The 21,112-nt window shown below is 60.5% G+C and carries 11 protein-coding genes and 2 pseudogenes; 10 read left to right on the top strand and 3 right to left on the bottom strand.

Going from position 1 to position 21,112, the window contains the following annotated elements; all coding sequences use genetic code 11:
- Positions 1-173 precede the first annotated feature (173 nt).
- Positions 174-1,418 (top strand): Bcr/CflA family multidrug efflux MFS transporter, encoded by a 1,245-nt coding sequence (locus tag HU738_RS19395; protein ID WP_186603155.1) that lies wholly within the window; start codon positions 174-176, stop codon positions 1,416-1,418.
- A gap of 298 nt (positions 1,419-1,716) precedes the next feature.
- On the opposite strand, the gene HU738_RS19390 is transcribed toward HU738_RS19395, so the two are convergent.
- The gene (locus HU738_RS19390; RefSeq protein ID WP_186603165.1) at positions 1,717-2,121 is read right to left on the bottom strand and encodes a MerR family transcriptional regulator; all 405 of its coding nucleotides are present in this window, start codon (positions 2,119-2,121) and stop codon (positions 1,717-1,719) included.
- A gap of 73 nt (positions 2,122-2,194) precedes the next feature.
- Between HU738_RS19390 and HU738_RS19385 the strand changes: the two genes are divergently transcribed.
- The 9 genes and pseudogenes from HU738_RS19385 to HU738_RS19345 all read left to right on the top strand — a co-directional run bounded on the left by HU738_RS19385 (position 2,195) and on the right by HU738_RS19345 (position 19,676).
- Positions 2,195-3,259, top strand: coding sequence for an SDR family oxidoreductase (locus HU738_RS19385; protein WP_186603154.1), 1,065 nt, complete (start codon positions 2,195-2,197; stop codon positions 3,257-3,259).
- A gap of 26 nt (positions 3,260-3,285) precedes the next feature.
- On the top strand, positions 3,286-4,185 hold the full coding sequence (locus HU738_RS19380; protein ID WP_186603153.1) for a DMT family transporter: 900 nt from the start codon (positions 3,286-3,288) through the stop codon (positions 4,183-4,185).
- Between the two features lie 200 nt (positions 4,186-4,385).
- Positions 4,386-5,726 (top strand): cytochrome C, encoded by a 1,341-nt coding sequence (locus HU738_RS19375; RefSeq protein WP_186603152.1) that lies wholly within the window; start codon positions 4,386-4,388, stop codon positions 5,724-5,726.
- Between the two features lie 4 nt (positions 5,727-5,730).
- The gene (locus HU738_RS19370; protein WP_186603151.1) at positions 5,731-6,222 is read left to right on the top strand and encodes a sorbitol dehydrogenase; all 492 of its coding nucleotides are present in this window, start codon (positions 5,731-5,733) and stop codon (positions 6,220-6,222) included.
- Positions 6,219-8,477 carry a GMC oxidoreductase gene (locus tag HU738_RS19365; RefSeq protein ID WP_186603150.1) on the top strand — a complete coding sequence of 753 codons (2,259 nt, stop codon included), beginning with the start codon at positions 6,219-6,221 and terminating at the stop codon, positions 8,475-8,477. The genes HU738_RS19370 and HU738_RS19365 overlap by 4 nt, the downstream gene beginning before the upstream one ends.
- A gap of 144 nt (positions 8,478-8,621) precedes the next feature.
- Positions 8,622-9,754, top strand: a pseudogene (locus tag HU738_RS19360) (pyridoxal-phosphate-dependent aminotransferase family protein).
- A 149-nt stretch (positions 9,755-9,903) separates the two neighbouring features.
- Positions 9,904-10,053 (top strand): hypothetical protein, encoded by a 150-nt coding sequence (locus tag HU738_RS19355; protein ID WP_186603149.1) that lies wholly within the window; start codon positions 9,904-9,906, stop codon positions 10,051-10,053.
- 438 nt (positions 10,054-10,491) lie between these two features.
- Positions 10,492-15,045, top strand: coding sequence for a hypothetical protein (locus HU738_RS19350; RefSeq protein ID WP_186603148.1), 4,554 nt, complete (start codon positions 10,492-10,494; stop codon positions 15,043-15,045).
- Positions 15,042-19,676 (top strand): RHS repeat-associated core domain-containing protein, encoded by a 4,635-nt coding sequence (locus HU738_RS19345; protein ID WP_186603147.1) that lies wholly within the window; start codon positions 15,042-15,044, stop codon positions 19,674-19,676. The genes HU738_RS19350 and HU738_RS19345 overlap by 4 nt, the downstream gene beginning before the upstream one ends.
- Before the next feature lie 128 nt (positions 19,677-19,804).
- Here HU738_RS19345 and HU738_RS19340 read toward each other — a convergent pair.
- Positions 19,805-20,100, bottom strand: a pseudogene (locus HU738_RS19340) (MaoC/PaaZ C-terminal domain-containing protein); the annotation flags it as partial.
- A gap of 156 nt (positions 20,101-20,256) precedes the next feature.
- Positions 20,257-21,072 (bottom strand): helix-turn-helix transcriptional regulator, encoded by an 816-nt coding sequence (locus tag HU738_RS19335; RefSeq protein WP_186603146.1) that lies wholly within the window; start codon positions 21,070-21,072, stop codon positions 20,257-20,259.
- Positions 21,073-21,112 lie beyond the last annotated feature (40 nt).

Below are 21,112 nucleotides of genomic sequence, written 5' to 3'. Positions count from 1 at the left end.
CGATATGAGGATCACTCATGAATATTCGGTTCGGCAGCGGTGCCCAGGTGCTGGACCCCAGGAGATTAGTGAGCGTGCCTCATGAGTCCATGCGCCCTGCCCATCTTAATCAGACCCACTCCGATCCGTACCATAGGCCTACTCCTTCCTCCCTATTACGGAGGCGCCACACAATGGCCCGGCTCTCCACGTCTGACCTCGCCACCCGCGAGGCCAGGCACCCCAAGGAACTGCGCATCCTGATCCTCCTCAGCGCGCTGATGTCCTTCGCCTCGATCTCCACCGATCTGTACCTGCCTGCCCTGCCGACCTTGGCGGCGGAACTGCACGCCCAGGCCGGTCGCGTGGAGTTGACCATCTCCAGCTTTCTGATCGGCTTCAGCCTGGGACAGTTGCTCTGGGGCCCGATCGGCGACCGCCACGGCCGGCGCCTGCCAATCGCTGCCGGCCTGGTGCTGTTCATCCTCGGCTCGGTGGGCTGCGCGCTGTCGGAAACGGTCTGGCAGATGATGGGCTGGCGCGTGGTCCAGGCCCTCGGTGCCTGCGCCGGCCCGGTACTGGCGCGGGCCATGGTGCGTGATCTGTATGCCCGCGAGCATTCAGCGCGCATGCTGTCGACGCTGATCCTGATCATGGCGGTAGCACCGCTGTTGGGCCCGCTGCTCGGCGGGCAGATGCTCAAGCTGTGGTCCTGGCACGCCATCTTCTGGTCGTTGGCCGTGGTCGGCGTGCTGACCATGCTCGCCCTGCTGGCCTTGCCGGAAACCCTGCCCGCGGCCCGCCGCAGCCAAGAGCCGCTGAGCGGCATGCTGCGCGCCTATGGCGAGGTGCTGCGCTCGCGGCGTCTACTCGGCTACGCGCTGTCCGGCGGTTTCTTCTATGGCGGCGCCTACGCATTCATCGCCGGCACCCCGTTCGCCTACATCGACTACTACCATGTGCCGGCCCAGGCCTATGGCTTGCTGTTCGGCGTCAACATCCTCGGCATCATGGCCGCCAACTACGTGAACACCCGCCTGGTCATGCGTCAGGACAGCGACGCCCTGTTCCGCATCGGCGCCGGTATCGCCGCCGTCACTGGCGTATTGCTGGCCCTGGATACCCGCTTTGGCTGGGGTGGGTTGGTCGGGCTGGCGCTGCCGGTGTTCTTCTATATGTCGATGAACGGGTTGATCGTGGCCAACTCGGTGGCTGCCGCGCTGACCGAGTTCCCCCATCGAGCTGGCGCCGCGTCTGCCATGCTCGGCGCCATGCACTACGGCAGCGGCATTCTGAGCGCCGCACTGGTCGGCTGGCTGGCCGACGGCACCCCCTGGACCATGGGCTGGATCATCGGCCTGTGCGGCGTGGGGTGCCTGCTGACGGCGTTGTTTTCTACCAGCTCCGTCGCAGAGCCTGTAGTGGCGCAGACTAACTAGAACTCAGAGCAACGCACCGGCCGTATCGACATCGCGCAGGATGCCTGCATCGTTCAGTGTAATTTCTGCCTAGGCCGCCAGTGTTCGGCTGCATCAAAGATCTCTCGTCGAACATTTGCGACGCAGGCCCGCACTTCCGCCGATGGGCAGTCAGTCTGAGTTTCCTAGACGCCCAGTGACCGCCTCTATGGCCGATAGCAGGCATTCGTGAACGGCCGCTTTGGGTCGATGGCAGTCACTCGCGACCGGCTATCTTCGACAACGCACCCGGCCCTCGCTCAATGCCCTTGCGGGTAGGCTATGCGGTCGAGGTGCGTCCATGGACAGGCAGGTGCGCAACCGTCAGTCCATTGGCAATGGCACTGGCTTCAAGCTTCGCACGCTCTGCCTCGAGAAACGCATAAGCGGCTTGCAGGGTTGTGATCTTCGCTTGAATGTCGGCCATCTTGTTGGCGACCAACGCCGCGCCTTGTGCGCAATCGATGGTATTTCCCCGCTTGGCCTGAAGGATGTCCCTGATCTCGGCGAGTGAAAAACCTCCGCCCTGGGCACTTTGAATGAAGGCCAGATCAGCCACGGTCTGATCGCTGTAGCTGCGGTAATTGTTGGCCAGTCGATGGGCCACGATGAGCCCGAGCTGCTCGTAATAGCGCAATGCATGGCGACCGATGCCACTGCGGCGCTCCAACTCTCCAATATTCACCGTAAAAACTCCTTGACCGTAGAGCACGCTCTACACCTTAGCCTGCGCCGATCAGCCAAACAAGGAGTCAGACATGGGCTTGGAATGTTTCGTCACAGGTGGCAGTGGGTTTGTCGGTCAACATTTGCTGGCTCGCCTCACTGCCACAGGGCACAAGGCCTGGGTGCTCATGCGCAGCCCCGAAAACATCGAGCGTCTCAGGCAACAGGTAAGCAGCCTGGGAGGTGACGCCGCGTATATCCATGCCGTCGAGGGCGATATCAGCAGGGAGGGGCTTGGCCTCAGTGAAGCAGACCGGCAACGCGTGTCTTCGGCGGCGGTGGTCTTCCACCTGGCGGCGCAATTTACCTGGGGGCTGACGATGGAGCGCGCCCGCGAAGTCAATGTGCAAGGGGCACTGCGCGTGGCAAGGCTTGCGGCCAGCCAGCACATCCGACTGGTGATGGTGGGCGGCTACATGCTGCAGAACCTTACCTACCTTGCCAAGGTCGGGGTGGATATCGTGTGCCCTGAAAACACCCATTGGCCTGCGGTCTACGGCCGCGTGGGTGGCTACGAAGGCAGCAAGCTCGAGTCGCATTTTGCCGTTGTCCGCTACCTGCAGGAAGCAGACGCGGATTACACCATCGTTCACCCCGCTACGGTGTGCGGCCACAGCGAGACGGGGCACATCCTCGAAGGACAACCGCTGGCCGAACTCATTCGCAATCTTGCCCAGGGCCGCTTCAAGGCTGTCCCTGGTACAGACCGCCACTGGTTGCCGGTCGTCAGCGTCGATTACCTGGCGACGATGATCACCTGCGTGGCGTTCGACCCCTCGATGGCCAACCGGCAGGTCCTGGCGCTCGACGAGGGCTCAGCGAACCTGCAGGGGATGCTCGAGCAACTGGCAAAGACACTGGGCGTGAAGGCGCCTCGGCGCCATGTCCCGATCAGGTTGATCAAGTGGCTATTGACGATCCCCGGCCTGGCGGCTCGATTCGCTATCAGCGCCGAGTCGTTGAACTTTATCCAGACGCAGCGCTTTGACATGAACCGCAGCAGGCAACTGGAGCGCAAGTATCGGTTGACCCACCCCGATCTGGCACGAACGCTGGAAAACACGGCGCGCTACGTCACGAATCACTTGCCCCACTGATCCAACCAGCCACAAGGAAGGTCTTCATGCAATCGCACTTCGGCAAAGGCGTCATCTTTGCACTCTGCGCAGCTGCACTGAACGCAACCATCGGCGTACTCAGCAAGGTGTTGATGAACAGTGGCTTCAGCTCCAGCAGCATCGCCTTGATAAAGACCCTGGTCGGCGGGCTGCTGCTGTCAGGCTTGCTGGTGTTCCTCAAGCGGCCCCAGCACAAGGCCAGGTGGCGCCCTGCCGCCGTATGCGCCTTTCTCGGCATTTTCATGCTGTTCCACTTTGAAACGTTGGCCTACAGCCATTACGCCGCGGCCGGGGTCGTGGTGATCCTGATGGCCAGCGCGTCCATTGCCTCGATATTACTGGGGCGGATAGTCCTCAAGGACCCGATCAACGCCAACGTGACCGCAGGCGCAGGGTTGACGATAGCCGGCATTGCCGTCATTTTCGGCGCCGATATTCAGCAAGGCTTTACCCTGCAAGGTGCCGCGCTCGCGTCGATTGGCGGCTGCGCTTATGGCGCATTTTCGGTTGCCATGAAGCGCATGGGCGTATCCGGGGGCCTGCATTTCACCCGGCAACTCCTGATGTTCGGCAGCCTTTACCTGCTGCTGCCCGCTGCGGGCGACGGGTTCACCCTGGGCGCGTTAACGCCGGTGGCACTCATGGCCTTGCTCGCGCTGGCTACGCTGCCGACCATCCTCGGGTTTTTCTGCACCACCAAGGCCATCGAGTATCTGAAACCGTCACAAGTCCAGGCACTGGAACTCACCGAGCCGCTGTTCGCCGCGCTGCTGGCATTGGTGGTGCTCGATGAAGTGCCACGAGACACGTTGTACCTGGGCGGCGGCCTGATCCTGCTTGGCCTGTGCTTCTCCAACGAACTGCTGCGCTCAGGCAGGAAAGCGCCACACCCGTCCGGCGTGTAAGCCGTTTTCACAGCAGCGGCTATTGATCCCTTTAGGCTGCGCTTCGTTCGGCATTAACCCTACCGGTAGTCGGATATTCTTGGGGGTTCCAGCGAGACGGCTAGCCTCCACTCTAGCGTCAGGGATAACGCTGAACATTTGGCCCATGGAGGGCCCGTACGCCTCGTCGTCCCGACGCTTTATCTGCTGAGGAGACGATAATGAAAATATCCTTGAAACGCTTGGCGTACATGGGAGCGAGCTTCACCAGCGCGCTCGCCATGGCCGATGCGGCCAGCCCGCCGGTACTGTCACCGGCAATTCCGTTCGACGTCAGCGCCAATCCCCCCTTCACCCTGGACAACCTGCAACACGATTTCGACGTGCTGTCGTGGCAGACCTTCGTCGCGCTGAACTGGCCCGCCAACCCCGACGGCAGCGCCAACACCTCGGCTCAGATCGGCGCGCCGGGGCAGACGGTCTGGGAATCGTGGAAGGAGAGCTACGAGATCTTCCTGCCCCAGGGGCAGAAGCCGACGGCCTGGGGCCAGAAGGCGCCGTTGCCAGCCGCCTGCCAGGGCAAGGGCGACCTGCCCGTGCTGCAGCAGATGGGCAAGGTCGCCGGGGTGCTCGACGAATTCATCCAGCCCTTCAAGACCGGCCCACTGGTGGACCAGAACGGTGCCTACACGCGCAACGCGATCATGGTCAACCAGCCGATGTTCGACGACATCGTCAACAATGGCCTGTACAGCAAGGAAGGCCAGCAGGCGTTCATGAGCAAGGCCGACAACCGCATCGCCTTCGCCTGCGGCTCGCAAAAGGCGCAACAGGTTGGCGCGATCATGGTCAAGTCGGCCTGGAAAGTGCTCGATGGCACTGACAACCCGAGCGACTTCCACGCCGTCGACGCGCTGGTCTACACCCCCGGCAACACCGACCCGGACAAGGGCGCGGTGATCCCCGCGTCGTGCAGCGCGCAGAAGGTCGGGCTGGTCGGCCTGCACATCGTCCACAAGACCAGCGCTGCGCCGCAGTGGGTGTGGTCGAGCTTCGAGCATGTGCGCAACGTGCCGGAGAAGACCACGCCGGTCGAGGAGCGCACAGGCCCCTACCTGTTCTACGATGCCAAGGCCAGCGGCCGTCCGGTGAACGAGCCGCCTGTGCCACCGTGGGACCCGTCGAAGAAGGCCACGCCCTCGCAGATCGTGCGGGAAATTCCGCTCACCGCCGCAACCCGCCAGCTCAACCTTCAGTGGCAAGGCGCGCTCAAGGGCACCGTGTGGGCGAACTACCAGCTGATCAGCACCCAGTGGCCGACCGACCCGGCCGATGACTGCCAGGCCCCCTCGCCCACCAACCCGCTGGGCACGCCTGCGCCCAACTTCCTGGCCAACGCCACGCTGGAAACCTACAACCAGGGCACGACCCCGCAGGCGTCTTCCAGTTGCATGGAATGCCACAACAACGCCACCACCCGCGTGACCCAGTCGCCGCGCACCAGCTTCGCCGATTTCACCTTCCTGCTTGAACGTGCCCAATCCACTGGCGCCAAGGAGTGATGCCATGAGCGATCCGAACCTGCAGAATTTCATCGACCTTTCCGCCACGCTCACCGGCCTGTCGGCCGACCGGCTGGCGCCTGCCGTCGACCCGGTCAACCTGCCGCCGCTGTTCTTCGCCACCGCCCAGCAAGGCATGGGCACCGCAGCGTTCAGCAACCTGCTGGAACTGTACGTCAGCATCAAGAACCAGCCCCCTGAGCAGATCGCCAGCGCCGTGCTCGGCAACGCCGACCCGCAGATTGCCCAGGGCGCTCGCTCGATCATGAAACTGTGGCTGCTCGGTAGCTGGTACCAGCCCTATGACCAGGGCAACGCCCATGCCGGTGATACCCGCGTGGTCTCCGACCAGGCCTACAAGGAAAGCTGGGCGTGGAAGATCGCTCAGTCCCACCCCATGGGCTACAGCCAGTACCACTTCGGCTACTGGGCCGAGCAGCCTGCAACCCTCAAGCAATACACCGGTGTCGACGCCAAGGAAGGGCAGCAGCCATGAGCATTCTGAACACCCAGAACATCGAAACCGCCGATGTGATCGTCGTGGGCGCCGGCATGGCCGGCAGCGTCATGGCCTACCAGTTGGGCCTGGCCGGCCTGAAAGTGCTGGTGCTCGAGTCGGGCCCGGCGATCCCGCCGAACCGCAGTGAGTACCTGGAACGGTTCTACACCGCCGTGCTCAAGGCGCCCGAGGCGCCATACCCACCCGAGCAGACCGAGCAGGCCCCGCACACGCAGTTCGCCCCGCGCGCGACGATCCAGGACTTGATCACCGCCGGCAGCAACGACCCGGACAAAGCGCAGAAAAGCTACCTGGTACAGAAAGGTCCGCAACTGTTCGCCAGCACCTACGAGCGGGTAGGCGGCGGCACCATGTGGCACTGGATGGGCACCGCCCTGCGCCTGCTGCCCAGCGACTTTCGCATGCGCACCCTGTACAACGTCGGGGTCGACTGGCCGATCAGCTACGACGACCTGCAGGCCGCCTACTGTCGCGCCGAGCAGGAGATGGGGGTATCCGCCGATGTCGCCTCGCAGGCTTATCTGGGCGTGACCTTCCCTCAAGGTTATAAGTACAGCATGCACGGCATCCCGCCGTCACTGGTCGACCAGGGCCTGGGCAAGAACATCACCGGCACGCGCTACCAGAGCCCGGAGAAGGCGCCCGACGGCAAGCCGTATCCAGCGGTCACGCTCAATGTCCGGCAGACCCCGGCCGGGCGCAATTCGCAGAGCGACAACGGCCGCCGGGTGTGCGCCGGCAATACCAGCTGCACGCCGATCTGCCCGATCCAGGCCAAGTACGACGCCACCGTGACCATGGCCAAGGCGCTGGATACCGGTAACGTGCGCATCCTTTACCAGGCCGTGGCGAGCCAGGTGCAGGTCGATGCCAATGGGGTGACGGGCATCGATTTCATCCAGTACCAGAACAATGGCACGCGCCAGAACGGCACGGCCCAGGGCAAGCGCTACGTGATTGCCGCCCACGCGATCGAAACACCCAAGCTGCTGCTCAATTCGATAGGCCCGCACAGCCCCAAAGGCGTTGCCAACAGCAGCGGCCAGGTCGGCCAGGCGTTGGCCGACCACCCGGTGTACCTGGCCTGGGGCCTGATGCCCGAAGGCAAGCCGCTGTTCCCGTTCCGCGGGCCATTGTCCACCTCGGGGATCGAGGACATGCGCGACGGCCCGTTCCGCAGCCAGCGTGCGGCCTGGCGTATCGAGATCGGCAACGAAGGGTGGAACTGGTCTGTGAACGACCCTTACGCCTCGGTCTGCGATTTCATCGACGGCACCAACAAAGGCGGCGCCAACCCCGGCAACCTGGCATTGTCCGGCCAGGCACTGGTGCAGCAGCTCAACAGCGTGCTGACCCGCCAGTTCCGCCTGGGCTTCCTGGTCGAGCAGGTGGAGAAGGACCCCGACAATGCATTGTGCCGGGTGGAGAGGTCCGCGGAGTTCACCGATGGCCTGGGCCTGCCGCGGCCTCAGATCACCTACGCACTGTCCGACTACACCAAGGAGGGCTTCAAGCAGGCGCGCCTGGCCGCCACGCACATCATCACCGAGCTGATGGGCGCCACCGAGCTGACCAACCTGAACCCTGCGCTGGAGCCCGGCTCGCAAACCGTGTTCGAGTACGATGGCCAGCACTATGCGTATTACGGCGCAGGCCACCTGATGGGCACCTACCGCATGGGCTCCGACCGCACCCGGTCGGTGGTGGACAAAGACCAGCGTAGCTGGGACCACCCCAACCTGTTCCTGGTCGGCGACGGCGTGTTCCCCAGCACCGGCACCGCCAACCCGACGTTGACCATTACCGCGCTGACCTTCCAGGCCGCCGACGTGGTGGCCAGCGACCTGCTCAAACGCACGCTGCAGGTGCAGGCCAACCAGGCATGGCAAGGCACCGGCATGCGGGTCAATGGGCAGAGCTGGCAACTGGCGGTCTGTACCGGTGGCCAGTGGACAGCCAACCCGGCCACCGGCATGGTGGGCGCGCAGGGCAACCCAGGGTTGATCGCCAAGCCGGGCTATACCTTGCCGGGGCAGAACGAAGGGGCCTTGATCGGGCGCATCGGCGACAACGGCGAACCGTTCCTGGTAGGCCAACAGGTGCAGTTGCCGCGTGGCCAGCAGGGCGAGTTGCAGCTGTGCATCAACGACGACCTGACCGGGCGTTATGGGGCCGGCTTGAGCGATAACCTGGGCAGCCTGTCGGTGGAGGTTCGCTTCGGCACGGTGTAGGCGCTGTGATGGCGGCCCCAGGGTGCTGCGCTGATGCGCAGTACTGTGGGGTTGCCGCCAGCCCAAGCCCTTCAGCAAGCTTGTCATTTGCCAATGCTTGGGCCAAGGTCGATACCACTGACATCTCTGCCGAAGGAGTCACCCATGTCAAAGATCTATCCCGGTATCGATCCCGAGGGGCTGGTCGAGTACTCGGTGGTCTACACCGACCGCTCGCTCAATCACATGTCGCAGGCCTTTCAAGGCGTGATGAGGAACATTTCCAGCACCCTGAAGCAGGTCTACAATGCCCAGGCCGTTGCGGTGGTCCCTGGCAGCGGCACCTTCGGCATGGAAGCGGTAGCGCGACAGTTTGCTACCGGCCAGCAGTGCCTGGTGATACGCAACGGCTGGTTCAGCTATCGCTGGAGCCAGATCCTTGAGATGGGCAATATTGCGGCAGCCACCACGGTGCTCAAGGCCCGACCGGTGGAGACGGGTCGCCAGGCGGCCTACGCCCCGCCCCCTCTGGACGAAGTGCTGGCGGCCATTGCGGCGCACAAGCCGCAGGTGGTATTCGCCCCCCATGTCGAAACCTCATCCGGGATGATCCTGCCTGACGCCTACCTGCGGGCCGTCGGCGACGCCGTGCACGCGGTGGGGGGCCTGTTCGTGCTGGACTGCATCGCCTCAGGCACGCTGTGGGTCGATATGCACCAGTGCGCCGTGGACTTGCTGATCAGCGCCCCGCAGAAAGGCTGGAGCGCCTCGCCTTGCTGTGCCCTAGTGATGTTCAGTGCCCTGGCCCTTGAACGCATCGCGCAGACGCAGAGCAGCAGCTTTGCCTGCGACCTGAAAAAGTGGCTGCAGATCATGCAGGCCTACGAACAGGGCGGGCATGCCTACCATGCGACCATGCCCAGCGATTCCCTGGCACGTTTCAACGATGTGATGAACGAGATGCGCGCCTATGGTTTCGACAAGCTCCGCAGCGAACAACAGGCGCTGGGCGATCAGGTGCGCGCGATGCTGGCCGGCAAAGGCATCAAGAGCGTCGCCGCAGCCGGTTTTCAGGCCCCGGGGTGGTGGTGAGCTACACCGACGATGCGGATATCAAGAGCGGCAAGAAATTCGCCGAGCACGGCCTGCAGATAGCCGCCGGCGTGCCGTTGCAATGTGACGAGCCAGCCGACTTCCAGACCTTCCGCATTGGTCTGTTCGGGCTGGAAAAGCTGCACAATATCGAACGCACCGTCATTACCCTTGAGCAGGCACTGGACGAAGTGTTGGTGAACTGAGCCTGCAGCAACTACCGTCGAGGCGGCCTACCCGCCTCGAGGCAACCCACCGCTAGTTGAAACGGACGATCCCTACCCGTACCCGCTGCGATACCGTCATTGCCTGGCAACCCCTACCCGCCGCCCCACCATCAATGGCTGGAGAACCTATGAGGGGACTGGTAAGCGTCAAGCGAGTGGTCGATTACAACGTCAAGGTTCGCGCCCAAGGCCCCTTCGCCTCCAAGGTCGAAGTCGCTGGCGACAAGCTGAACGTCACCCGTTCCAGGCCTGCGCTGTATTTGTGCGAACGGCTTTAGCCGCGAACACCGGCGCAGCTGCCATGCGCCGCGTGGGGTTCTTCGCGGCACCCCGTCATGCCATTAGCAACGCCACAAGAGTCAAACTCGCAGGTTCGCAACTGACACTTTTACCAGTTGCCCCTCTTCATCCAGATGAATACTCAATCACCCTTGCTGCCTACATCGGCTCAGTAGCGTGATCAAGCCCCCTCGGGACCACAAACTGGATAGGTTGAAATGAGCGCCAAGCCCGAGATTCCTTTGGTATACACCTAAAACCTACGATCAAAAACTATCATTTTTGTCAGTAGACTGATCCCATCAACCGGGCGGTAATTGACCTCACCGTTCGACTGGAGGTCTACCGCGATGTCATATGAGCCCGAGGATTTTTGGCTGCACTTAAACAGTGACGATATCTTGACGATTGGCGGAAAGGAATGGATATATCGATCCATGAACTGGGTCGGCCAGTTATCAGTCAGAGACAGAAGGTACAATTACGAAACTTTCTCCCTGGCAGACATAGGCGCTATACCTGAGCTCGATAAAAGGAAGACAATCGCTCGAGAAGCCCGAGACAAGCTGGCCGCAGTACGCACGCCGGTTCCCAAAGACAAATGGCCTTCGATCAAGCTCGGCAGCGAACTTGTACTCATTGAAAGAATATGTAATGGCCCATCAGACGAACCGTTTTTGTACGGAATTCTGCACGAGCATACATCACCTGAGGGTACTAAATATTATACACTCGATAATAATGCGAGCACTATTGCACAGTTAGAGCGACTCAAAAAGCGACTTGACCCAACGGGAAAGTGGGTCGCGCCCGAACTACCTTCAACCGGATCTGGCAAGCTCATTCACAGCACGTATGTTAAAAGCATTTACCTATTGGAAGGAATAGAAAAGGATCTCGACGCTCTTCCTGATTTGCCTGATTCAACTATTCCAAGCACTCCAACTACGCCTGAAGCTTCCACTCCGAGTACTCCAACTACACCTGATACGCCCGAACTGTTGGCCGGGCTGCCCAGCATGACAGGCTTCGAACAGAGTACGTTGGGCACGGGTGATTGCGTTTGGGCCAGCCCCTGCCATGTGCTGGCAGACCGGGACCTGCAGCTGGACGAAACCGTTTACGTCTGGGCCGTCGACCCCATCGACGGGCGCGTGCTGAAAACCGTCTCGCTGACAGCGACCGAAGCCAACAAGGCCCGTGTGGCCTGGCCGGCTGCGTTGGTCAAGGCGATCCAGGCCGACGACACGCTGGTCGAGGGTTCGGTGCTGCTCCAGGCCGGGCATCTCTCGAACGACGCCGAACTCACCGAAAACACCGATGCCCCAACGTCGCAATCCTTCATTGGCTACAACAACGTCGAGAAAAGCCAAGTCGACCGTTTGTGGGCTTTTGATTCGCATTGCAAGCTGCTCAGCAACCTTCCGTTCAAGGCCAATCAGGTCTGTGCACTCACGCTTGCAGATGCAGAGCCGCCCCAAGGAGAGCGTGTTTGCATTCAAGTACGCCACAGGACCAGCCAGCACCTGTACGAATCGCATTTTTTCCAGCCCCAAGCGAACAGCACCGGCGGTAGCTGGAGCAAACAGCTGTGCGAATTTCTCAACCTGCACAGTGCGATGCTAAGGGTCGGCAAGCGCCAGGACGATGGCATCAGCATCACGCCCGAGGAGCAGGGTAACCAGCTGTGGATACCGCAACTGTCCGACCTTTCGGTTCAACTTGAATCCGTCAATTGGCTTGAGCATGCATCATTCACCGTGAACGCGGACCTGGCTTTGGCTAGCGAGGTGAAGATTGCGGTACATGATGATGTGACCGGCGCACCGCTGCCAGGATCGCCGTTCACGTTCCGCCCAAGTGCTGCAACACGGGCGCAGAACCAATGGCCGAGCGCGTTGGCCAGCCAGTTGGCTGGTAGTCCCTTGGCCCCTTACATCAAACTCGAACAGGCAAGCGGCAGCGACACGGCCCCTGCTTCGACATGGCGTTGCCTGCGCGCAGGGGTGCCACTGCGCATCTGGATGAGCGAGCCTTTGGCTTCTCCTGCCTGGTCAAGCCGCTCCGGCGAGGATATCGATGACGTGCTTGACGCCTGCCTTGGCGACGAAAGTATTCAGTTGCTCATTGAGAGCCGTGACACGCGCACGGGATACCTCTGCTTCTCGTCATCCATTACCTTGTCGGCGACGGAGAGTTCGACAGATCAGGCTGCAAAGCGGGCCAGGCTAGCGGAAACGCTTAACGGGCACTTGAAGCAAAAAGGAGCCGTTTGGCTTGGGCTCAGCACCGACTCCAACGTTGCAGGCACCTCCCAAAACATTTGGGAAGTGCGTGAGGCGACTGCGCTTCAGTTACAAACAACGCTGAAGAAAACAATACCAACACCCATAGCAACTGACAACCAAGACACTAGCCCTATGTCATTTCACATTAATGAGTTTCTATGGAAAGGACCAATTAGCACACACAACGCTAAGTACGGTAATATCGATAAACCCTACAACACCTACAATAGCCACAGCAACGACAGCAACAACAATAAAGAACCGAAAGACCACATAAGCGACATATACTATTTATATTCAGAACTTATTCAAGGCCAATCCAAAAGTTATACATTCGAACCATCCAAAAGATTATCCATCGCAAGAAAAATAGCGAAAGATCTCACGCAAATCAATATACACTCCAACATAAGCATAAAGGAATACCAACAAACAGAAGAATTCATCACAACCGAAAAGTACGCAATATCTAGAATCGGTGAACTTTCGCCATTTTCGCCCCTGTACATTGCCCAAATTGCTGATTACCTCATCCCCCACAAAATTTCGATAGCTGAGGCTTTCCATACAATCGCAAGCTATTTCCTCAATATAATCGCTTGGACTGACACCCTTGACGACCAATTCACCCCCAGCGAAATTCTTGCAAAAATCATTTGTGACAGAAAGCTCACTAAACAGACCTTATCAAATCTAGCGACCGTCCGATGCAACCTCGCAACTATTGATACTCTCAAATCCTCACGAGAACAGCTCTGCATTGTGCTTGATGCTCAGACCATCAATAGAAGTTTTTCTCTAGTTTCATGCAGCCGAAATGACGATGGGTTTACACTCGACTTAAACGCCCCTTTTGAACCAGATGAAGGACTCAATTCAGCAGGCATCTTGATCGGCGTCTTATCTCCAAGTCTTCTTTGGAGAAAAATTCAAAACTGCAAAATAATAGAAAGCGAAAGTATCGAAATACCTGCGCGCGACACACTGTGTGTCGACCTGGGGAATACCAATGGGTCCGAACTCTTTGCCTCCAGCGGCGCACTGCTCCATGGCGTCTCTCCGCAGACAGGCCTGTTCCACTTCCATTACCCAGTTGCAACGCTCTCCAGCCTCTCCGGCAGTACACCTGCGATCCCACTGGCACTCAACTACTCGCCGTTACGTGCCAACGAAAGTGCCCTCGGCGACGGCTTCGCATTCTCCGCCTTGTCTTCCTACGACAATCGCAAGCGGCGCTTGGTGCTGAGCAACGGGACCGTAGATGAGCTCAGCATCGATGACATCAAGCAATTAATCAAAGGCGAGCCGATAGTACGCCTTGGCTATACCCTCAAAGCGGCCCAAGGGGTTACCGAGGAGTTGAGCGCTGCCGGTGGTAAACGAGAGGTCTATCATCTGACAGCCTTCACGGTCGAATACCTGAACGGAAACGAAGAAGTCCTTGGGCTCCCCCAGACCCATGACAATCTGGAAAGTGGCGGTGGGTATAAGGACAAACGTATAAGCCTGATCAATAAGTTAATCCCGCTAGTAGACAAAATACTGGAAGAGCTGAAAACCCCATCAAAAGATGCACCGCCGGTATGGAACTTCCTCGGCTTTTTGTTTGGCGGCCCCCTTGGCGCTACGGCGGCCTCAAAAATTGATGACTATGAGAAAACCCAAAGCGTACATCTCTATTCCGTTGCTGCGGGCTTGATTAGCAACCTATGGGGCGCCGAGTTATTGGGTAAAGATCGGGAAAAACTCAAACAGGTTATCGCGGATAGAACAAAGATGAACAAACTGAAAACCGAGGCGGCGCTGGAACTCGCCGATATCCAGCGCAATGCCTTGATCCTGGTGCCCCTGCAACTCAAGGCCGACAGCCGAGCCTTGCAACTGGACTGGGAAGGCGTGAAGGGCCATGTCCGCCTGAATAGCATAAAGGACGGTGTCAACGTTCTGCTCGAGGCCAAACACCCCACCGAGCCGGTACTTGAGGGTAACCAACAGAGCGTATTCACACTCTGGCCAGAGACTGACGAGCGCTGCTGCATCACCCTGGACATCAAGGACTGCCTGCTCAGACGTTTGACTCGTTCCAGCGGCTCCCAGACCGACCAGCGCCTGCACTTCCAGTACGCCGCGACGCCAACGCTGGACAACGTATTGTGCTGCGTTGCCGAGGACGATGGTTCACGGGAAGTGGTCGCCTACGACTGGGACTGGGACTCGGAGTCGAACCCGCAAACTTATACATTACCTCGCGTCACTCTGCACACCTACGTCCCCGGTGGCCAACAACCCAATACCCACCACGCCTGGGCCTGGGAACGTGAAGTTATAGGTAAAGGTAAAGGTAAAGGTAAAGGTAAAAAGCAAATCACCGCAGCCACCCGCTACGCGCACGCCCCTGTCGGCAGCGACCTGAAGCAGGTTCCCTTCACCCGCTGGGAGTGGTCCTACATCGACGACGAGACCGTCAAACCCGATCCTCAGCCCAACCAGAAACCCGACGAGGAGCCCGAAGACAACAAGAAGGTCATGCAGCTCGCTCGGCAGATCGAAGAGGTGCCCGGCGAGCAGCGGCGCATCACCGCTTACGGCTACAGCACCGACATGACCCTGCCCAAGCCGTTGCGCAGGCCACGACAAACAGCGCAGCACATCACCGTCGAAGATCTCCGCGTCGCCGCCACTGCCGAGGACCCGCAGCCATGACCAGCACAGATCAGACCACCGCCAGCCCAGCGCCCACCGTTCCAGCGACTTCGCTCACGGAGTCCGCGCTTACCCGTTACCGCCCAGGCGGCCTGGAACCCATCGAGTTCATCACTGACGATGGCTTGCACACACGGCTCTGGTACTACGAAGCCGACGCCCATCCACTGGATATCAGCAAGCTGGTGGCAGGGCTGACACTGGCCAAGGTCACCACCGGCACTAACGCCACGCAGGGCACCACCGGCCGGACGCTGGCCGATGCTACCCAGCTCACCTGCACCGAGCGCCCAGAGGTGGGTAACGGCCTGCTGCCACTGTGCGCGCAATACCAGTACCTGCTGCTGCCCGACGGTACCCGCCAGGCCCCGGTACTGACCCTGTTCGGCTACGCCCTGAACCAGCATGACGAGCACGGTACCCTGCTGCCCAATACCGTGCTGACCTTTGAAGGCTTCGAAGCCTTTGCCGACAGTGAGACCCTGGCCTTGAAGGACGTGAAGCTGACCAAACCGACAGCGCTGTCCGTCTCCCTGGTGCAGGCCAACTACGAGCATCAGGCCGGCGCGGTCCGCAGCAGCGAACGCATCGCCACCCAGTGGTACAAGAACGACAACGCACGCAGTACCCAGACCGTGACCGAGGTGGTGACTACTGGCAAACAACCCGCCACCCTCGAACTGCTGCGCACCACGCCCTACTCGAAGGCAACGGCCATCCTGCAGCGCCACATCCTGTCGGCGTGCACCAACCGCCTGCTGCGCGAAACCCAGCAAGACAGCGAGGGCAAGGCCGTAGCCTTCACCTGCCATCAGTACGATAGCCTGGGCCGAGGTGTGCGCAGTGACACCTATGCGATGGATGAAAAAGCTTTTACCACTGGCGTGGTGACTTTGCTAAAACCCACCCACTCGCAATCCATCCACTACGCGGAAGACGGCAAGGGCCAGATAGTCAGGAGTTGCGACGCCCACGGGCGTCACCAGCAGTGCTATTACGATGGCCAGCAACGCATCGTGCGCCGTGCGCTGCAACGCGTGCCAGGGCCTGACCACAGTGCCGACAACTACTGCACGGTGGAGGAAACATCCTGGGACAGCGATGGGCAAATGGCCAGCCAAGTGATGTTCGACTACTTGCCGGGTGGCCTGCGCATCGACAACGTCAAAGCACTGCCCGAGCATAGCAAGGACTGGTTCTGGCAGGCCCACGGGCATGACCCGGTGGTTACCGACGCCAACCAGAATGTGTCGCTGACCACCCGCTCCACCCTGGGGATGATCTCGCATGGCCCACTGAACACCCGGCAATCCACCCAGCGAAACCTGCGGAACGGGTCGGTCACCCTGACGCACGAAACCTGGCAAGGCCTCGAGAAACCTGCCGCCGGTGCTGCCATCACAACCACCGAGACCTTCAACGAGAAAGGCCAACGCACCAAGGTGACCGAGGACATTCCCGACTATGCGAAGCAAGCCAGAACCTGGGCTATCACCTACGACGGCCTGGGGCGCCCAGAGACACTGACCCAACCGGACAAATCAATCATTGCCTGGGCTTATGAAGGCTTGAACGACGCCCCGACCCGCATGAGCGTGAAGAAGTCGGCGAAGGCGCCGGAACGGGTACTGGCCAGCCGCACCTTCAATGAGGGTGCCGTGTCGACGCTGGTCAGGGGCAGCGATACCAGCCAAACGCTGCGAACCCGACCGGACGGTTACGTGAAACCAGACGGCACCAGCCTCTATCATGCACGCAACGACGATGGCAGCCTGTCCTGGTATGCACAGAAAGGCAGCAGCACCGCTAGCAGGACATCCTTGGCAACCTTCAAGTTGAGCCGCGTCAAACAGGCCCAGGAAAACAGTAGCTCCGCTAGCAGGACACCCTTGATAACCTTCAAGTTGAGCCCCGTCTCACAGGCCATGCATGCCGAACGCTCGGTGCAGGGTGATGATCAGAGCGTGGTTACCAGCGAAATCTTGCAGCCGTTGCTGCTGGGCACCTGGCGCTTCAACCGGACGGTGCACGGGCAACAGCAGTGCGATGAGGGTTCGGCCTCCCTGCGCGGCGCCTTGACCGGCCCATGGAACAGCAACGACCTGCCCTTGCAGGCCTGGGAGAATGCCCAAGGCTACCGCAGCCGGTTGCGCCGCGGATCACTCGAATACCATTACAGCTACACCGCACTGGGCCAGTTGGCCTGCCTGACGGTGCAGGACATGCGCAGCGGCCAGCACCTGCAGGTGCTGCACGATTACGATGCCTTCGGCCGCGAAACCACGCGCAGTTATGCGCTGAACGGCCAGGAAAAGGTGCGCTACGAGCAAAGCTGGTCACCGGCCAGCCAGCTGCTAAGCAAAACGCTGTACCGTGACGGCACGTGGGCAAGAACCGAGACATTCGTCTATTACACCAGCGTGACCGGCACCAGCGATGAGTTGCAGCGATGGACGGTGGACGCAGTGGAGGGCGAACAGGTCAAGGATGACGAAGGCTATGCCATCAAGGAAGAGACTTACCAATACGACGAACTGGGCAGCATGACTCAATGCTCGACCACGCGTAGTAACAACGACACGCTGGTACGCGACTATGCTTACGACGATTCGATGCATCCCACTCGGCGTACCGCGATCACCTGCACCACGACCCTTGCCGGCAGCGAGCCCAGTACCAGCATGGTCCTCCTGAAGTACGACGCCAACGGCAACCTGGTGATCAACGAGCGGGAAGAGTCCCTGGCCTACACCGACAGCGGTCGCCTGAGGTCAGTGACTGCCAAGAATGGCACGACGCCGCTGACCTATTACGAGTACGACGAACATGACCGGCTGATTGCCCAGTGCGATGTCGTCAAGAAGCAGCGGCGTATCTTCAACTATGGTGCCAATGGCCTGAGTGGGGAGACCTGGCTGGATACTGCAGGCAAGGTGCTCAAGCGCCTGACGCTGGATGACCAGGCAGGCCTGGCGGTTGCCTTGAACGATCAATGGCTGTTCGTGCTCGGCGACCCGCAGACTGGCGGTGGTGATGAATACCAGTTCAAGGACGGCGCCTGGGCTCACCAGTCGGTCACGTTCACGCCTTGGGGCGTGACCCATCTGGCCACCCTCAACGCGCAATCGGTGGGCGTCGGTTACAACCGCCAGCGGGTGGATCGGGTGACAGGGGGCTTCCATCTGGGCGACGGCTATCGCTTCTACGACGCCCAGCACAAAGTGTTCTGCCAGCCCGATGACTGGAGCCCCTTGGGTGCAGCCGGCCCGAATGACCGTGCCTACTGCCCGAAAGCCGACCCGGTCAACTTCGAGGACCCCAGTGGCCACATCATGCTCAACCGCCAGGCCCAGGAAGCCAGCCTGGCAAGGCTAGATACCATTATTGCCGCGCTGACGCCCAGCACGGTGGCGGTGGCGGAGACGGCGCCGCCCCGGGCTGCCAGTGCGGGGGAATGGATAATGTTCGGTGGCCTGACGCTTCTGGGCGGGCTGTTGATCGTAGCCTCGGCGGGCACCCTGAGTGCGCCGGTGATCGCCGGGCTGATGATCGCCTACACAGCAGGTGCCGCAGTCACGGCGACGGGGATGGCACTGAGGCAGTCGAACCCGGAGCTGTCGCAGATATTGGAACCTGTTGGGCATGTGATGATGGCACTGGCCGGTCTGCCGGCATTCGGCTCGCAGATGGCCGGGGTGGCGAAGGCGGTAATGTATGGATCGACGCTGGCGTATGCAGGTTTGACCATGGCTCAGGTAGCGGTGCAACAGAGCAACCCTGAACTGGCAGAGAAACTGGGATGGGCGGCGACGGCTGCTGGCCTGTTTGACCTGGCACACGCTGGAGTGAGTAAGCTGGGTAACGCGCTTAACAAAGGGATGCATCAGCTGCGTGCATTGCGCGCATCGCTGAGGCAAAAACGGTTCGAATATGCCCTTAGGTCACCCCATGCTCCGCGGCCTACCTCGTATCCAGGCAATCCCATGGGAGGTAAAACTCCAGGACTCAGGGTTTTCGGAAACAAGTCCCAACAAGTGATTTCTCAAGCAGCCCCCGGTAGGGTTCCCGTATGGTATCAGGACACACTGCCTGGGCCCCGGCTGAGAACACTCTGGACTTCTGACATGTCTATAACCCAAAGCGACGTAAAAGATGCACTCATTAAAATATCGAGGCGCAACTCAAAGAGTGACATCCATGCCTATACAGGTGCTCACGGCGATACGGTTGGAGACAACTTCACTAGCTACCGAAGCCCCGCAGGTAAAGTTACAGTCAGACGCGACCCTTATCTCAACGACGCAGGTTTCCTTCTTGAAGATAAAGCGGCCTTTTCCCATAGCAAACCCAGCGACCGCTTGCGTAGATTAGTCACAGAAGACGATGTTAATAGCTACAATATTCTAAACGGAACCAACTATGATTATCGTGATGTGCGCAGGAACTTACGCAATCGGAAGATCTTCATTCATGATCTGAGAGGTAGCGATCTCAAAGGGGTCACCCGCGCCCAGCTCGACCAATGGGAGTCTCTCCCAGGCCATCATGTTCATGCATACTGCTTCTCAAGGAATGACGAGCGCTTGCTTCACACTTATAATCTCGCCCCTGTCATTAGTTACCTAGGCTGATGCATGCCTCCCCCAGGTGAACCCGCTCCCACAGGAATCTGCACAGCCCTTGGCCTTGCGCACCTCAACCTGTAGGAGCGGGCATGCCTGCGAACACCGGCACAGCCGGTGCTACCCACCGCTGGGCTTCAACGCTGGTGAAGGATTAGGAGGTCATTGATCAGCGACGGCCGCTCCTGCCCGACCACATGGTATTGATCTCCAGGGGCAGCTGGGTACCACGCTGGTTCAGTTCGACCGCCTTGAGCCGGGCCCGGGCATGAATGCGCGAGCCAGCCGGCACCGGCGCGGTAAAGCGCAAGCGGTCGGGGCCGTAGTTGATCTGCGTGGTGAAGCCGGTGATCTCGAAGCCCAGCGCCAGCTTCAGCCGCGACTGCAGCACCTGCACCAGCGCGCCGTGGGCGATGGTGCCGCCAAACGGGCTGCTCGCTGACCAAGGCCTGCAGCGCGGCCTGGTCCTGACAGTCGACCTGCAGGCGGTTGTCGGGCCGCTCGGCAGGCGCCACCGCCTCGCCCCCCTGCACTGTCTTCGATTTTCGCCAAGGCCCGTGGGTCGTAGCTGCTGCGCTGGTGAGCCCGCTCAGCTCCGCCTCAACCAGCCAATGAACTGGGCGAACAGCTCCGACTGCGAGTTGATGTCCAGCTTCAGGTACAGGTTCTTGCGGTGCATCCGCACGGTCTCGGGTGAAATCCCCAGTTCATGGGCGGTGGATTTCACCGAGTGCCCCTGCAACACCATCTGCGCCACCTGCCGCTCGCGCTCGGTGAGCACCCCGCAACCAAAGCTGTCGAACGCCGCCTGCACGCTCTCCTTGGCCTGCGGTTGCGGCTCCAGGCCATGCCGGGCAAAGCGCATCAGCAGCCCGCGCACCATCGGTTCCACCGCCTGCAACAGGTGTAGTTGTTCCACACCCAGGCGCGCACCGCTGCAGCCCTGGAACAGGCTCAGGGAAATCTTGCTGTCGTTGCCCAGGTCGACGATGAAGTAGCTGTCCTCGCTGCAGCCGGTGCCCAGGTAATAGGTCTTGTAGTAGTCGCTATCGAAAAAGTTGTCCGGGGCAATGTCTTCCAGGTGGTAGAACCCCTGCGCCAGGCCCTTTTGCACCGCCAGGCAGAACGGGTCGAGCAGGTAGCCCGCAGCGAAATAGCGTTCCAGCACCGCCTCGTGGTAGCGGGCCGGGATGCCCTGCTGGTACAGCAGCTGCGGCGGCTGGCCCTTGCGTTCGAGGCTGATCAGCATCGACTCGGCGGCCACCAGCTGGCTGATGGCCGCCGCCAGCGAGGCCAGGGCGTGCGGGCCATCACTGTCGGCGAAGGCTCGCTGCAGCGCGCTGTGCCATTGCTGCAGGGCATGAAACGGCAGGTTTATCGTGGTGTTTTCGTGTGCTCGGCTCATGCCCCGCAGTCTACCGGCCGGGGCACGCGTGCGCATCTTT

Source organism: Pseudomonas vlassakiae, from assembly GCF_014269035.2.
GTDB lineage: Bacteria > Pseudomonadota > Gammaproteobacteria > Pseudomonadales > Pseudomonadaceae > Aquipseudomonas > Aquipseudomonas vlassakiae.
This window is presented reverse-complemented; position numbering and strand designations above follow the sequence as displayed.

Coding starts and splice junctions, on each gene's coding strand:
- HU738_RS19375 (WP_186603152.1), top strand. CDS start 4,386: ATGAAAATATCCTTGAAACGCTTGGCGTACATGGGAGCGAGCTTCACC.
- HU738_RS19345 (WP_186603147.1), top strand. CDS start 15,042: ATGACCAGCACAGATCAGACCACCGCCAGCCCAGCGCCCACCGTTCCA.
- HU738_RS19365 (WP_186603150.1), top strand. CDS start 6,219: ATGAGCATTCTGAACACCCAGAACATCGAAACCGCCGATGTGATCGTC.
- HU738_RS19350 (WP_186603148.1), top strand. CDS start 10,492: ATGAACTGGGTCGGCCAGTTATCAGTCAGAGACAGAAGGTACAATTAC.
- HU738_RS19370 (WP_186603151.1), top strand. CDS start 5,731: ATGAGCGATCCGAACCTGCAGAATTTCATCGACCTTTCCGCCACGCTC.
- HU738_RS19380 (WP_186603153.1), top strand. CDS start 3,286: ATGCAATCGCACTTCGGCAAAGGCGTCATCTTTGCACTCTGCGCAGCT.
- HU738_RS19335 (WP_186603146.1), bottom strand. CDS start 21,072: ATGAGCCGAGCACACGAAAACACCACGATAAACCTGCCGTTTCATGCC.
- HU738_RS19355 (WP_186603149.1), top strand. CDS start 9,904: ATGAGGGGACTGGTAAGCGTCAAGCGAGTGGTCGATTACAACGTCAAG.
- HU738_RS19385 (WP_186603154.1), top strand. CDS start 2,195: ATGGGCTTGGAATGTTTCGTCACAGGTGGCAGTGGGTTTGTCGGTCAA.
- HU738_RS19395 (WP_186603155.1), top strand. CDS start 174: ATGGCCCGGCTCTCCACGTCTGACCTCGCCACCCGCGAGGCCAGGCAC.